The 14,172-nt window shown below is 66.9% G+C and carries 11 protein-coding genes and 1 pseudogene; 4 read left to right on the top strand and 8 right to left on the bottom strand.

Annotation, left to right across the window (positions count from 1 at the left end):
- Positions 1 to 7 precede the first annotated feature (7 nt).
- The 3 genes from ACSNN8_RS14150 to ACSNN8_RS14140 form a co-directional block, all read right to left on the bottom strand.
- A complete protein-coding gene (locus ACSNN8_RS14150) occupies positions 8 to 748 on the bottom strand; it encodes a GAF domain-containing protein (protein ID WP_436649633.1) in 741 nt (246 codons plus the stop codon).
- Positions 749 to 1,432: 684 nt separating this feature from the next.
- On the bottom strand, positions 1,433 to 2,179 hold the full coding sequence (locus tag ACSNN8_RS14145; RefSeq protein ID WP_436649632.1) for a DUF4240 domain-containing protein: 747 nt from the start codon (positions 2,177 to 2,179) through the stop codon (positions 1,433 to 1,435).
- Between the two features lie 552 nt (positions 2,180 to 2,731).
- Positions 2,732 to 3,139: a hypothetical protein gene (locus tag ACSNN8_RS14140; protein WP_436649631.1), complete on the bottom strand. Its 408-nt coding sequence runs from the start codon at positions 3,137 to 3,139 to the stop codon at positions 2,732 to 2,734.
- Positions 3,140 to 4,288: 1,149 nt separating this feature from the next.
- On the opposite strand from ACSNN8_RS14140, the gene ACSNN8_RS14135 reads away from it, so the two are divergent.
- Positions 4,289 to 4,717 (top strand): hypothetical protein, encoded by a 429-nt coding sequence (locus ACSNN8_RS14135; protein ID WP_436649630.1) that lies wholly within the window; start codon positions 4,289 to 4,291, stop codon positions 4,715 to 4,717.
- A gap of 548 nt (positions 4,718 to 5,265) precedes the next feature.
- On the top strand, positions 5,266 to 5,541 hold the full coding sequence (locus ACSNN8_RS14130) for a hypothetical protein (RefSeq protein WP_436649629.1): 276 nt from the start codon (positions 5,266 to 5,268) through the stop codon (positions 5,539 to 5,541).
- On the opposite strand, the gene ACSNN8_RS14125 is transcribed toward ACSNN8_RS14130, so the two are convergent.
- The 5 genes and pseudogenes from ACSNN8_RS14125 to ACSNN8_RS14105 form a co-directional block, all read right to left on the bottom strand.
- Positions 5,530 to 5,763 (bottom strand): hypothetical protein, encoded by a 234-nt coding sequence (locus tag ACSNN8_RS14125; RefSeq protein ID WP_436649628.1) that lies wholly within the window; start codon positions 5,761 to 5,763, stop codon positions 5,530 to 5,532. The genes ACSNN8_RS14130 and ACSNN8_RS14125 overlap by 12 nt on opposite strands.
- Positions 5,757 to 5,975: a hypothetical protein gene (locus ACSNN8_RS14120; protein WP_436649627.1), complete on the bottom strand. Its 219-nt coding sequence runs from the start codon at positions 5,973 to 5,975 to the stop codon at positions 5,757 to 5,759. Before ACSNN8_RS14120 ends, ACSNN8_RS14125 begins: the two co-directional genes overlap by 7 nt.
- A 27-nt stretch (positions 5,976 to 6,002) precedes the next feature.
- Complete coding sequence (locus tag ACSNN8_RS14115; RefSeq protein WP_436649626.1) at positions 6,003 to 6,284, bottom strand: hypothetical protein; 282 nt, start codon at positions 6,282 to 6,284, stop codon at positions 6,003 to 6,005.
- Between the two features lie 297 nt (positions 6,285 to 6,581).
- On the bottom strand, positions 6,582 to 8,297 hold the full coding sequence (locus ACSNN8_RS14110) for an SGNH/GDSL hydrolase family protein (protein ID WP_436649625.1): 1,716 nt from the start codon (positions 8,295 to 8,297) through the stop codon (positions 6,582 to 6,584).
- Positions 8,298 to 8,697: 400 nt separating this feature from the next.
- Positions 8,698 to 8,832: pseudogene (locus ACSNN8_RS14105) on the bottom strand (IS701 family transposase); the annotation flags it as partial.
- 91 nt (positions 8,833 to 8,923) lie between these two features.
- Between ACSNN8_RS14105 and ACSNN8_RS14100 the strand changes: the two are divergent.
- Together ACSNN8_RS14100 and ACSNN8_RS14095 are read left to right on the top strand one after the other, a co-directional pair.
- A complete protein-coding gene (locus tag ACSNN8_RS14100; protein ID WP_436649624.1) occupies positions 8,924 to 13,006 on the top strand; it encodes a TIR domain-containing protein in 4,083 nt (1,360 codons plus the stop codon).
- A 974-nt stretch (positions 13,007 to 13,980) separates the two neighbouring features.
- Positions 13,981 to 14,172, top strand: coding sequence for a hypothetical protein (locus ACSNN8_RS14095; protein WP_436649623.1), 192 nt, complete (start codon positions 13,981 to 13,983; stop codon positions 14,170 to 14,172).

Raw genomic sequence — 14,172 nt, 5'->3', positions numbered from 1 at the left:
CCGATGATCAGGCGTCCGCTTCCGGCACCTGGCTCGCCAGCAACGTCCGTGCCATCTCCAGGATCGGCCGCTTGTGCCGGGTCGCGCGGTGGGACAGCTTCCAGTACGCCTCGACGGCCGTCCCCTGCTCCTCATTCATGATCGTGTGAAGAGCACGTTGAATGGTGGCGCGGATCTGCACGGCGCCGGCGAAGCCATCGAGCATTTCCTGCCCGCCCACCCCCACCGGCCGCAGGTTGTCGTCGTACGGAAGCCGGCGGTCGGGATCGTAGATCGACCACACACCCGCGATGAGCGGAGCCATCGCGGCATCGTCTCGACTGTGGAGATTGAGGATCGCCGCCGCCTTGCCGCTGGCGACGAACAGGGGAACGGACACCGAGGCGTGAAGTCCCCAGCGCAGAGCCTCTCGACGAAAACCCGGCCACCGCATGGTGGCGGCGACGGCAGGAACGGCGTGGGGTACTTCGTCACGAAAGGCTTGGACGCACGGGCCTTCTTCATCGCCGTACTGAACCTGGTCGATTGCGCGCGCGATTTCGCCGCTCGCCGCCACGGTGGTCAAGGCGCCATCGCGCAGCGCGGTAACGGACGCGAAATCTGCCGCCTCGACTCGCTCGGTAGCCAGCTGGACGATCGTGAGCAGCTGATCGTGAAGGGTGCACGCCTCGTCCGGTGTCTGGGCCAGCGTCACCAAGGCTGCGGCCAAGGGCCTTCCGACATCAAGGGAGATCTCGCGGTACGTCATGGGCTTCCTTCCGACGCGGTGGTTCGGCGTTGTGCCCGTTCGTCCTGCCCCCTGACGAAGGTACGTCGTTCGCAGCACCCAGCGGCGGAGCGCCGGCGTCGGCGGAAGCCCGAACCCTAAGCGCAATGCATTCTGCAGTCCACGAGAGGGAGGGTGCTGAGGCGGCCCGGGCAATGGTGAGGAGCCTGCTGGACCCGGCCGCACGGATCTGAATTTCCGCAGCTCAGAAGGGTGGGCCGCCGGGGACTCGAACCCCGAACCTAAGGATTAAAAGTCCGCAGTTCAGCAGTATTCCCGCAAGGAGGACTTATAGGCTGCACGGTCCGACAGTGAGAGGCTACATCCCGTCATCTCCAAGGGCCAAGAGTCGACTCAGGGGCCTCCGTGACAAGCAAAATACGGTCCTGTCCGGCCGCGTCCGGCAGTGGCGCTGAACATCCGAGCGACCACCGAGCGACCGGATCGACAGGTCAAGCCACACCAATGGCGTCCGGGACGCGATCGGGCCTGGCCGCCATGAGACCACACCGACATGCCGGCACGGCCCGGGCGCCCCGCATCGCCACCACGCCGGTAAGCGCACGCCACGATAGCCAGGTCGTCGCCTGTACCGACGGCACCGTCGCCACACTGGCTGACCCGCCCTACGACGTCGGCCCATGCCGAGGGATGCACTCGACCATGTCAAAGACGAGCTCGGCGTTGCTGCTCGACGTAGTCCGGGTCCGGCGGCGCCGGATTTGGCAGCTCCGGTAGCTGTGGCAGGTCCAGCGTCTGCTGCGCCGTCGTCAAGACCGTCAGAACGTCGTCGTAAGCCTGCCGTGACTGTGAGGCTCCCAGGCTGCTGTGCGAGCCCAGCGTCGTCCAGTGCAAGGTCAATTTCACGATTCGGCGGCCTCGGCGTGCAGCCACGGGCCTGGTTGATCCGAGATACACGTCAGCGATGAGTTCGTCACGGCCGGAACCCTGCCACCAGGACGTCCAGATGGCGCTGTGGCACAGGTCGTCGATCAGGTCGGCGTACGTGAGTTCGTACTCCAGTCCCAGGTTGGTAGCCCAGGGGTCCTCCGAATGAAAAGAGATGTCCAGCCAGCGCGAGTACGGCTCCTCGTCGCTGAAGGCGGCCGGGTCGTGTTCCCAGGGTAAGCCGGTGCTCTTCTCGTAGGCCCGCGCGGCGGCATCCAGCAGCCGTTCGGCCTCGCAGCCGTCGAACGCCGCCATGGCAGGCGGGTGCAAGGCCACGTTGCCGAAGGTGGTCCGCCCGGACAGCACCACGGCGCAGCGCATGTACAGGAACGCGTCGCCGATTCCGTGGCAGGCCGCGGCGTGTGCGGGGGTGTCTAGCCGGTCCAAGACCTCGTGCAACCGGTCGGCGAACCCGGTCAGCTGTTCCGGACCCAGCATCTTCAACCGGGAGTGCAGAGCAGCCACCCGGTCCCCCGAACCGCACTTCGGTGACCTGGTCGATCTGCTCCCAGAACTCGGCCTCGTCCATCGGTGGTCTTGTTTCCTATGCGGTCCGGCGGGAGCAGCGAACAGTGTGCCGTCTGTCCCGGCCGAGTTCAACCTCCTGTCACCTAGGGCGGTGACCGCTCAGTTTCCCTTTTTGGTGCCGTCCGAGAGCTTCTTGTAGCCAGAGACTGTCGGAAGGGACAGAGTGCCGCTGGGCCAACGAACGACCGGTTTGCCGCTGACCACGCGTCTCCCATGATTTGCTGACTAACCGTGATGCACCCAGCGGTCTTTGTGTCACGCATGTCCTGATGCTGATGTGTCGCGCAGGTCATGAGACGTGACAACAGCCGATGCGCACAGTGTGAGGCCTTCCCTACATCTTAAAGGCGCAGCTCAGAGATCAACGCCTGCCGCTGCGCTCCTGGCGTCGACCCCGACTGCGCAGACCCGAAACTCAGCCGAACATGGCGAAGCCCCGACCGGATCCCACCAGGGAGACAGTCGAGGCTCTGAGCAACATTCCAAGCGCTACGGCGGGGACATCGCTGAGCTTCGCTGCCAGGCGAAGATACTGGCTAACACCACGTACAGCACCGCGAATGACGCTCTTGCCGATTGCTCGGGCGCCGTAAACGGCCGAAGAACCATAACTACAGAGATGACCGCGGCTAGACCGACCAAGAACGTGACGATGGCTGTATCAGAGCGCTCCCACCGAGCCACGCCCTCCCCGGACGGGCGACGAGCCTGGGTGTAGAGCTCATAACCGAGGGCGGCCGTCGCCAGTGTCGTCAATACGAAGAAAGGGGCAGCAAGGATCGGGTCGTTCACGTTGTCGAACACCATCGACCCCCAGCCGCCGGCCAAGAGAGCAAGCAGCCAGCTCCGTCCGAAACGACCTTCGCGGGTAGAAGCGGTGGTGCTCAGAGCCGACATCGGACTACCGACCCTTCGATGTGTTGGCGCAGCGCGGGCGGGGGTAGTGACGCTGGACGGCCGAACTTAGCACCATCATCACCAGCTAGCGCCTCCGGTGGGCAGGATCTCCGACCCTGCACCCGTGGATAGCCTCCGGCGGCCGGGCTACCTCCCTGGACCCGGCGGCTATGGGACGCCGGAGCCCGGCGGGTATCCGCCGCGAGGCAGCCAGACCGCGCTTGCCTGTTCATCTCGTTCAGACGTGGTATGGCTCCAACTGGACCAGGCAGGCGCAGCCGGCCCGGGCGTGGCCTGCGCTACGGAATGCCCGCTCAGATAGGCGTCCCCGATGCTTCTAATGACTGTTCTCGGGCCGTCCTGGGCCGTGGCTGGGCCGTCAAACGCTGACCGAAACCGACTAAAACTGACGTACAAAACGCCAATTCCGGAGGGGTGCAGAGCGCCCTGGTCAGGTAGGCAACGGACGAGTCAGCCTGTAAGCCGGATACACGCCAACCGAGTCTCTCAATGGCGACAACATAAGGGTCACTACGGGCGCCACCAGGTCGAGCGATGTCCCTGGATTGCTGCACGCAGACGCGTCCAGCACGGCACGCTCGAGCGTCACGGCTGCGGACCGTTCTGCCGTGACGGCCTAGCGGACGAACAGGTCAGCCCATCGCAAGGCGTCTCGAGCCCAGACGGCGGCGGGTTTCGGCGAGCGGTCAAGGAGCTCGGCGAGCTGGACTTGCACGAATGCTGGATCGCGAAGAGCTAGATCCAGCGCCGCATCGCCCGATCCGCTGACGGCGGCTTGCCCCGCCGGTAGACAGTCAGACGTGCTTTAAGACCTTGGCCGCGCCGTTCGCCGCCTATCCCCAGGTAGACAAGACCGCCGTTGGCGCCTTGCCGAGCCAGGTTCACGCCGGGACGGAGTGGCGCCGAGATCGCCGCGTCGCCGGAGGGAAGCCACGGGATCAAGCCGCGGCGACCCAGTCTGCCGACTGCGACGTCAAGGGTACGGCGCTGTTGATCGGCGGACCAAGGGAACGAGAGTCAGGATGCCGGCGGCCGTGGTCAGCAGTTGTAACCGGCAACCCGCTGCCGCACCTGCGCTTGACGGCGCGTAACGAGGCGTCGGCATGAACGCAGCGTTAGCGTCACGCAATGACGCCTGCAGCTGAGCACGAGCGATACCAGAGCCAGGGCCAAGGACTCGCCGGGTTTCCGAGAGACGTACTGGTCAACGTTCTGGCGAATCTCATCGCCGCGGCAATCATCTACCTTCTCGGCGTTCTGTTCGACCTACTTCCCCGATCTTCCGCTGCCATCATTTTGTCCATTTTGTTTAGTCTGTATGCACTGACGATGGCCCTGATGACAGTCGGAGGGATTCTCAGGAAGCGCTCGTCCGGCAAGCGTCTGTTCGGCCTCGGGACCTTACTGCTGGGAGTGATGATGCTCGCGGGCAGTATCTACGGGATGGTCGAGCATGAGGGCGCCGCATGGGTGGGGCTGCTCCTCGGCCTGTGGGTCCTTCTGACCGGGATTGCGTACACCTTCTGGCCGGGTTCTGTGGAGGCTTCGCAGAAGTAATGTCGCCTGATAGAGCCGGTTGCGGCCGTATGCGCGTGGCCTACTGGCTTGACGTGACACCAGCCCGAGCCAGTTAGTAATGAACGGACCGTACTCTGCGCATGCTGGCAGCGGCCGACACCGACACGGGACGCAAGCGGGCGCAGCGCCCCGACCCTCGCGGTGCTGCTGCTCGCCCGGGGTTACAGGTCAGTGGAGCGATCGGCGGGATCGCCTCGAGCAGTTCGGTCACGACTGCGATCACCGGGCGCTGTAGTTACCCAAGGGTTGGGCGCACGTCGTCGCGCCACCCTACCTACGCTCGGTGGCTGGATGTTATACCTGACTGGCTGTGGCGGCCTGGCTCGAACCGGCTGCCCGTCCCTGAGCCGTCGCGGGCGCCGGTACCCGCGATCGGCGGCCGTTGTTCGCCGCCAGCAGCGCTGGCCGGCTTTTACAACGGGATGTTCGCAATTGCGAACTGCAAGGGACACAGTCAAGCCGCTACGTTTCCCGCCGTGACGAGCGACGGAGCCAGCCGGAAGGCGTTGGTGTTGCCGTGATTCGCCGTGAGGCTCCGGTCGATCCAGCCGAGCTCCGCCGGCACGTGGCGAACGTGGAGGTGCCTCCCTGTTGGGGATGTCCGCTGGGCCATCTGGGACATCGGCGACGACCAGACGATCTTCGGTTCCGTCTGCGCCGACGAACTGAGTGAGCTCGGCAAGAGTCAAGGCCGCCAGCACCGACTGGTTGCGTACGTCGAAGTGAACCTGCTGCTGATGGTTCAGGGGCTGAGCCGGGTGGCCGACGGCGAGACCGACGTGCCGGGTGTGTCAGAGCGGTAGCAGATCCCTAGCGAGATCTTGCTTCACGTGCCATTCGCTCTCTGACCTGGTGATACCGGGAAAGCCGCCATGAAGGAAGACCCAGTTCCGGAAGGAAACGAACGGCGTCGTGGTCTCGCCTACGAACAGCCCCTCGACGGAGCTGTCAGGGAGGATGATTCCGCACGGCGATCCGCCGCTCACGTTCTCCTTGTGTAAGCGATCCGGCACCAGGGTCAGCACGAACGGCTCGGCAGCGTGGAGGTTCTCTGCGCGGTGTCGCGCCACGCGTCCCACTGATCCTCGAAATACTCCCGGATTGACGAGTCTCCCGGGTAGCGCGAGCCCTCCACCTCGATCACCAGCGGATCGCCTGAAGCCGAGTCGGGCCACTGCGGGTGGGTTCCGACCAGCCAGACGTCCCCGACGATCCTGGTCCAAGACAGGAGAGCCATGGGCACCTCCTCGGACTGTTCCTGAAGCTAGGAAGCGAGCTCGTCCGCCGTCGCGGTCGGCGCGACGTGAGGTCTCACGGGCGTCTGCTCGTCGTCGTTGGAGTGGAACCGGTAGCCGGCATCGGACAGTCGCTCGATGACAACCTCGACGTTCTGCCGTGCTCGACGTGCCATCTCGTCGCAGACCGCCTGCGCTTCCTCAGCCAGATTGGAGCGCTCCCGCACCGTGCCGCCCAGTTGGCGCATGTCCTGCCATACCTGCTCGCGGTCTCCGGCGAGGTAACGGCTGAGCCACCGCGACGACGTCATGGCCGGGATTCTCCCGCATCGACACATCTCCGCATCGCCGCGGCCCTCGCGTTGATAGACAACGCGGCGTGACGAGGATTCGCGCCAGCCTGAGCCTCTCTTGGTGGGGCCAGTTGAGCCGCCCGGGTCGGGCTAAGGCAAACCGCCAGAATCACGCCCTTCGCTCGAGGGATTGCAGTAGTCGCGGCGCTTAGCAAGAAGGTCTACCGAGGCGTCCGGGACGGCATCGGGACACCGTTCAAAGCGACACCGCTACCGGCCACCTCTCCCCCGCTGGCTGAATCGGGATCTGTGGAATCACCCCAGCTTCGCCTTCACGGCGCGGGCGTAGTCGCTCTGCCCGTCGGTATTCGGGTGGAAGCTGCGCTGATCGGGATCGGGGTGTTGATTCTGGGCGTTCCCGCCCTTCTGCAACCCGTGCAGGATCACCCCGTTGATGTGCGCCCCTGCGTCACAGACCCGATCCGAATCGAACTGCTTGTTCACCCCGTCGGCCAGGACGACCTGCGCGCTTCGGCCCTGCGCCTTCAAAGCGTCGTTGGCCTGCTTGACCCCGTCAGCGATGATCGCGTTCCCGCGGTCGAGGACACCGTTGAGGTAGTCGGCGTCGGCCTTGGCGACGTAGATACGGTCCGGCAACGCTGCCCTAGAGGCGGCGAAGTGGGCCGTGCCGACCTGGCACGAGGCCGTGTTACGCAAGGGGAACGCCCGGTAGAAGGCGGCACCACTGGCGAACAACCGCGGATACTGCGCAACGATGACCTTGCCGTCCGGCGCGATGTGTGTTGCGACGTACAGGTAAGCCTCGGCCAGGCGGTTGAGCTGCTGCCCGCCGATGGGCTTGGTCTCCCGAAGCTTCCGGAGCCCGTCCTCGGCCGTGGTGTTTGCCACCCGGCCCGACTGCCGGCATCCGGGCTGCCCCTTCTGACGCAGCTCGTCGAAGATGCAGTCTTTGACGATCGTGGAAAATCCGACGTCGTTGCCGCCGATGGTCATCGTCACCAGCTTCGTGTCCGATGACAGGAACGACGTCTGCGGCGCCTCGGCCGGGTTGGCGTGGTTGGCCGCGAAGAAGTCGTTGAGCACAGACCCGCTGCAGGCCGCGAACTTCCACTGGTTGCCGGTCAGCTTCCGGGTCGCCGCGATGTTGGTGGCCCACGCCTTGCTCGAGCGGTGACAGCCGGTGCTCCCACCGGTCTTCTGGTCCGGCACGACGGTGTCCCGATAGAAGGTGTTCTCCGGCGACCCTTCGCCCGACGAGTACGAGTCCCCCATGGCCACGTAGGCGTACCGGCCCGGGCTGGATCGGACGGTCAGGTCGACGTTCGTCAGGTCACAGGTGGTGTCCCCGGCATCGTCGACCACCAGGATGATCCGGCTGCCTCTGGCCACGGCCTGCCCGGCGGCGGCCACCGCGTCGATCGTAGAGGTCCCCCCGTTGCCGAAGCTTCCGCTCGTCAACGTCGTGACCGGCCCCGCCCCGAGCGGAATGACTGCCAGCTTCCATCCCACGCCGTTGCCGCAGCTGGTGTCCGCGTCCCACAACCGTCCCGTGACGTCAACGGTCCCGTCCACCGGCGACGTCCACTCGATGACCGCGTCGGCCGCCATCGGATGCACGACGACCGCCCCCGCAGGAATGGTGAACGGGGTGGCACACGTCCCGGCCTCGTTGGTGATGTCGCGGCCGGAACCGTTCCATCCCACGAGCGGCAGCCCCGACGGGTCGCTGAAGACCCGATAGCCGCCGATCCCGCAGTTGGCCCCCGTGTATGAGTTCAGCGCCCGATAGCCTCCGGTGTCGAACCCATTGCCTTCGGCGAGCCGCCACACCCCGCCGTTCGGTTGTCCGCCCGGAAAGGGGTTTGTCGGCGCCGCCGCCTTGAACAACTCAGCCGGCGTCCACGATGAAGCAGCAACCGCCGCGTCTGCCGACGGCACAGCCGCATAAAGCAGCCCGGCCCCGAAAACAGCGCAAACTCCGGCCGCCAGCTTCTTCCAAATGTCCCTCAACGCCCCACCTCTACGCTCCGTGACAGATTGCCGGTCCATAAGCTAGCGAGGCGTTGTTCTCCCATAAAGCGTCATTTCAGCTCCACCCTCCGCCCGGGCGGCGTAACTGGCGACCCGGACCACCGACCCCGTTGGTGGCGACGCTGTTGAGCCAGGTGTGTCCGGGCGCCCCCCCGATCGTGCAGGCCAACACGTCAGCCTGCATCACGTCGAGAAGCCGCCTTAGTACTGCAACGGCACTTCACCTGAGTGGATAGCCGCGGTGTAATAGTGGCTGAGGCGGGCTTGGTGTTGGCCTCGTCGTCGCCAGCGTGACCACCACCAGACGTGTTTGGGCTGGTGGTGGCGGACGAACAGTGCGGCTAGCAAGCGCCGGATCTCCGATACCGTGTAGCGATCATCATGCCGTCACTGCTGCTGTTTGCTGTTGCGCGGTCAAGGTCCGGGCGACCACGAGCCAGGCGCAAGCGGCCATCGACAAGGTGACGTGCGAGTACCAGGCCCGCCAGTCGCGGACCTGGTACTCGTTCAGGCCGACATCGCTATGACACTCCACCGTGCCGGAAACGCCGCTGCCCCTGGCCCGCTAGGGCCTGAAGTTCCGCTGACCGGCGTACGGTGTGCTGGTGGCGGGACATGTGTTCATCAGCTACAGCCGCTGCGACGAGCTCTATGTGGACCGGTTGGCCGAGTGGCTGACCGAGGCCGGGGTGCCGGTGTGGCTTGACCGGCAGCGCCTCGAGGTTGGTGACCGGTGGGCGCACGAACTCCGCGACCGGATCGACGACTGCGCCGTGCTGCTTGTGGTGATGTCCCCGGCCGCCGAGGCCTCAATCTACGTCGGCAACGAGGTGCAGCGGGCCCGGGACCGAGCGAAGCCGATCCTGCCGCTGCTGCTGTCCGGTGAACCCTGGTTCGAGCTCGGCACCGTCAACTACTTCGACGCCAGGCCGGATCGCCTGCCTGAGCGGCGATTCTTGGAGCGGCTGCGAGAGCTAACTACGCCCGCTGCGGATACCCGGGTGGTACTCCCGTCCGCCAACTCGTGGTGGCGCCGTTGCGGGTATCCCGAGCAGGTCGCGGATATCGCGCCGGTCGAGCTGAGCGGCCGAGAGGCAGAGCTGGCTGAGCTGGCCGGGTGGTGCGCCGGTGACGAGCCGTACGTGTGGTGGCAGGCTCCAGCGCGGGCTGGCAAGACCGCGCTGATGTCGTGGTTCTCCCGCCATCCGCCATCCGGCACCTGGGTAGTCTCGTTTTTCGTGACGGCGCGGCTGGCCGGGCAGTCCGACAGCACCGCGTTCACCGACGCGCTCCTCGACCAGCTCGCCGCGATCACCGGTGAACCGGTGCCGCCGGCCGCGACCGCCGGGGAACGGCACCGGCTACGCCAGCGGCTGCTGCCGGTCGCTGCCAAGCGGGCAGTCGAGACGGGCCGGCGACTCGTGCTGCTCGTTGACGGCCTGGACGAGGACAGCGGGTCCTTTCCAGGCTCAGGACTTGCGAGCATCGCAGCTACTCTGCCCAAACGTCCGCCGGACGGGCTTCGGGTGATCGTCGCGGGTCGGCCGGACCCGCCGGTCCCGGCCGATGTCGACGGCGACCACCCGCTGCGGACCTGCCGGGTGCGCACGCTGGAGCCGTCGCCGCACGCCCAGCGGATCGCTGAGCTGGCCCAGCGGGAGCTCGACGAAGTGCTAACCGTCGACCGCGCCGGACAGCGGCAGCTGGCCTATGAAATCGTAGGATTGGTCACCGCAGCCGGCGGTGGTCTCAGCCGGCCGGATTTACTCGAGTTGACGACCGAGCCCGCCTTCCGCCTCGACGGGCTGCTAGGCGGGGTCTTCGGACGCACGATCGCCGCCCGTGGCAGTGAGTATCTGTTCACCCATGAAACGCTGCAGGCTGAAGCGGTCGACCGGCTCGGCCCGCACATCCTCGCCGGGTTCGAGGCCCGCATCCACGCCTGGGCCGACGACTATCGTGGGCGGCAGTGGCCGGAGCAGACTCCCGCGTACCTTATCCGCGGGTATCCCCGGCGGCTGGCCGAGGTCGGTGATCGGGATCGGCTGGTCAACTTGGCGATCGATTCGCGGCGGCACGACCGGATGCTGGCTGCCACTGGTGGCGATTCCGCGGCGTTCACCGAGATCGGCCTAGCTCAAAATCACCTGCTTGCCCGCAATCCGCCTGACCTGCTACGACTGGTGCACCTGTCTCGGCATCGTAACGAGCTGCAGGCCCGCAACCGTTGGATCCCGGACGAATTGCCGGCCGTCTGGGCGACGCTCGGCGAGGTACCGCGGGCCGAGGCGATGCTCCGGGCAATCACCGACGGTGGCCGGTACAGCCGGGGGGCTAGGCAGCTTACAAAAGCGATTGCTGACGCCGGCGACTTCGACGGCGCCGCCGCGTTTGCAGAGTCGCTGACCTCCGTCTACGACCGTGACTCTACCCGAGCGCAGGTCGCTCAGGCGATGGCCTACCACGGGCACCACGACGAGGCCGTCCGCATGGCAAGTACGGTGGAGTCCGAATCGGTGCGTCAGGCAGCGCTGTTTTCCCTCGCCCGGTCACTGGCCGAGGTGGGGAAGCCGAACCAAGCCGTCGAGCTGGCGAAGGCCGCCGGGACCCGAGAACCTTCGCACGCCTCCCGGCGGAGCCTCGCCGAGGTAATGGCCCGAGCGGGTCACCACGAGGAGGCGAAGCGCATCGCCGACGGGTTGGACGATCGGCCGTACAGTGACGGTGAGAGCCTCGCAGGCATCGCGAGGGCGATGGCGGCGAACGGTGATCACGAACAAGCCGAGGAATTTGTTGCCCAGATCGGCGGACCGCGGCCACGAGTCGAGACCCTGGCGGGCTTGGCCGAGCTGGCTGCCGCAGCCGGTCTGACCGACCGCGCCGCCCGACTTGCGGCCGAGGCAGATCGGCGGGCCGGAGAGCTCGACGGAGAGGTCGACAACTTCGAGGTTCAGGAGCGCACGGCCGGAGCGCTTGCTGCTGCGGCCGAAGCACTGGCCCGGACCGGAGAATCGGACCGCGCGCGGCGCCGGCTGGCGCAGGCCGAGCGGATCGCTGCGGCGATCATCGACCCGGACGGCCTGTTCATCCGGGATCCAATCTTGGCTAGGGTGGCCGAGGCGATGGTGGTGTTCGGCGACTACGCGGAAGCAGAGCGCATCGTCGGCATCATCGGCTCGCCCTCCATCCGCGCCGACGGGCTGACCCGGATCGCCATGATCGCCGCCCGGTCCGGATCGCCGGCGGTCGCGAAGCGGCTGGCCAACGAGGCCGAAGGGATTGTCCGTCCTCTCGTCGACAGTAGCCAGCGGAGCGCGGAAGCCTTGGCGGTCGTCCGCGCGGTGGCGATCACGAGAGCATACGACCGAGCCGAGCGGATCGCCCGTGCCGGCCCCCCCTCGTCGCTTATCTCCGTACTCTCGGCAATCGTCGAGGAAGCGGTCGCTGCCGGCGCGCGAGACGTGGCAGAAAAGCTGGCCGGCACGCTACATACTCTCGAGCCGGGCGGCGGGGGTTGGCAGCCGGAGCGGTTCGTCCGAGCGCTGTGCGAGTGGGGACGCTACGACTCAGTCGAGCTGTTCGCCGAGTCCATCACCTACCCTCCACAACGGGCACATCTACGGGCCATCGTCGCGGAGAAGCTGGCCGACAGCGGGCACTACCAGCGTGCCGAGCATCTCGCACGCCTGGCCGACAGCGAGTTTTCTCAGGTGGGCGCCCTTGCCGGGGTAGCCGGTGCCATGGCCCGGCGCGGGGACCACGACTGGGCCGAACGCGTCGCCCGCGACAATCCGTCCGTGCCAGACCGAACCGTGGTACTGGCCCGTGTCGTGGCGGTGACAGCCGAGCAAGGCCGGTGGGCGCAGGCCGAACGGCTCGCCCAGACGATCAGTAGCTTCGACGCGATGTCGTCGATCGCGGTCGCCGCAGCACGCGCCGGTCAGCGTGCACTCGCCAGCCGATTGGTCGTCACGGTGCGCCACCGGCTCGAACCGGGCGAGAGACTCGGTCGTCTCGGTCAAGCCCTCGCCGAGGCCGGAGACTACGGCCTAGCAGCCTACTTGGCACGAGTGCTGGCCGACACTCTCGCCCACCGGCGGACCCGGCACCTGACCGAGTGGGATGTGCAACAGCCGTTTGACGCGGCGGTTGATGCCGCCGTCCTGGCCGGCGGCTACCCTACGGCCGACAGCATTGCCCGCGGCACTCCCCGTTCGCCCGCGGCCGCGTCCTCACTCGCGTTGATCGGCGCGGTTCGAGCCGCCCTTCAGCCCGGTTTCCGTCCGACAGATCCCGATCTCCAGCGGTTCCTCAGCTCCGGACGGATGGCGAAGATCGCGGTGTCCCTCGCGCGGTCCGGCCGTTTGTCCGACGCCGAGAAGGTCGCCCGTGCAATCCCCGACATGGAGCGGGACGAGGCTTTGTCCACGGTCGGTCTGGAGTTGGCCGCGCGCGGGCAGACCGAGCGGGGCGCCGAGATCATTGAAGCGGTGACCGAGACCGAGCGGAAGGCCCACGCCCTCGCCGAGATCGCCCGAGGCGCCGGGCCGCCCGCCGCCGCGCATCTGCTGGGCCGGGCACTCGCGGCCGGCCCGTGGACCACCCCGCTGCCCGTCCTGGCCGCCGTGTACCCGGACGTCATACTACGTCTGGCCGACGAATTCGAGGCCGACGAACCGGTCCGCTGACAATCAGGACGGCGCGGTCGGACGCCCGCCGAGGAGCTGTGCCCCCGACGACGGGCCGGGCAGCCGAACTCGCTGGTCATCGACGGCGAGTCCTCCGCCGGCAAGTACGCGGTCGGCGACAGCGATGCAAGTGACCAGCGGTTCGGCCCGGCCGGTCGACCTTCTGGCAACAAGAATCCTGCGGCGTTGCTCGGCTTGCAAGGCCCAGTGTTCGCGAACCTGAGGCGACGGGGCCTACCCGGCCGCCAACGACTTGGGCGTCGCGCTCACGCACCGGGGCCGCAGCGACGAGGCCGTCGATGCTTTGCGCCGGGCGGTTGGCGCTCACCCCGACTACGCCCTCGGTTGGCTCAATCTCGCCACGGTATACAGCCAGATGGGACCCGGATACTTCCTCCAGTCGCAAGGCGCCTATGCACGCGCCTTCGCGCTCGACGAGAAACTCCGGAAGGCCCCTCGCGTAGTCACCACCGACACGGCCACCTACCGAACCGGATTGGACCTGTCGAAGTCCGTTCCGCCGCGATGGACGCTCGCCGGACTACCGGCGCTGTCACCGGCGCCTGCGGCCGGTGTGCTCGCTGTACTGGTGCTCGGTCTGACCCTGGCCCGCGCCGCCGCTACCCCGGGCAACGCCCAGCAGTGGCTCGAGACATTCGCCGGCAAGGGCAGCCGACGTCTTCAGAGCCCAGCTTGGGGTATCGCGGCAACAACGTTGATCTTCGCGTTCGGGGCGGTACGGGGCCGTAGCCCATACGGCGAAACGATCCTGCTGGTCATTGGTGTGCTCCTCCTGTCGTGGGTCACGATGCAAGCTCGAGGTTTTTGTGGCCCGGCGTGCCGGGCAGACGGTGCAGCACAGCAGCTGGAGTCCCGGTATCGCCTTCGCGATAGCAAGCGCAATCTTCGCGCCGGTGTCCGATGCGCCACGGATACACTTTGCGGCGCCGGTCGCGCTCGGGACGATCGGTCTCGTGCTGTTCGTCGAGGCAGCGGCATTCGCTACCCCCGTCGTAGGTGCCCTGGCCGCCGCTGCCATCGTCATGCTGGCCTCGGTGCTCGTGCCGGTCACCCCGCTGGACGGAGCCCATCTCAATCGGATCAGTCTGCTGACGGGTGCCGGCCTCCTCGGCACCACCGTCTTGCTTGGCCTCGGCGTCGTCTGA

Origin of the sequence: Actinoplanes sp. URMC 104 (assembly GCF_051386375.1) — a bacterium.
Lineage (GTDB): Bacteria > Actinomycetota > Actinomycetes > Mycobacteriales > Micromonosporaceae > Actinoplanes.
Note: the sequence above shows the minus strand (reverse complement) of the source record. Positions and strands in the feature narration are given on the sequence as shown.

What these genes read in the sequence shown, in the direction of transcription:
- ACSNN8_RS14150 (WP_436649633.1), bottom strand. Translation starts at nt 748, where the DNA reads ATGACGTACCGCGAGATCTCCCTTGATGTCGGAAGGCCCTTGGCCGCA.
- ACSNN8_RS14140 (WP_436649631.1), bottom strand. Translation starts at nt 3,139, where the DNA reads ATGTCGGCTCTGAGCACCACCGCTTCTACCCGCGAAGGTCGTTTCGGA.
- ACSNN8_RS14135 (WP_436649630.1), top strand. Translation starts at nt 4,289, where the DNA reads ATGACGCCTGCAGCTGAGCACGAGCGATACCAGAGCCAGGGCCAAGGA.
- ACSNN8_RS14120 (WP_436649627.1), bottom strand. Translation starts at nt 5,975, where the DNA reads ATGGCTCTCCTGTCTTGGACCAGGATCGTCGGGGACGTCTGGCTGGTC.
- ACSNN8_RS14115 (WP_436649626.1), bottom strand. Translation starts at nt 6,284, where the DNA reads ATGACGTCGTCGCGGTGGCTCAGCCGTTACCTCGCCGGAGACCGCGAG.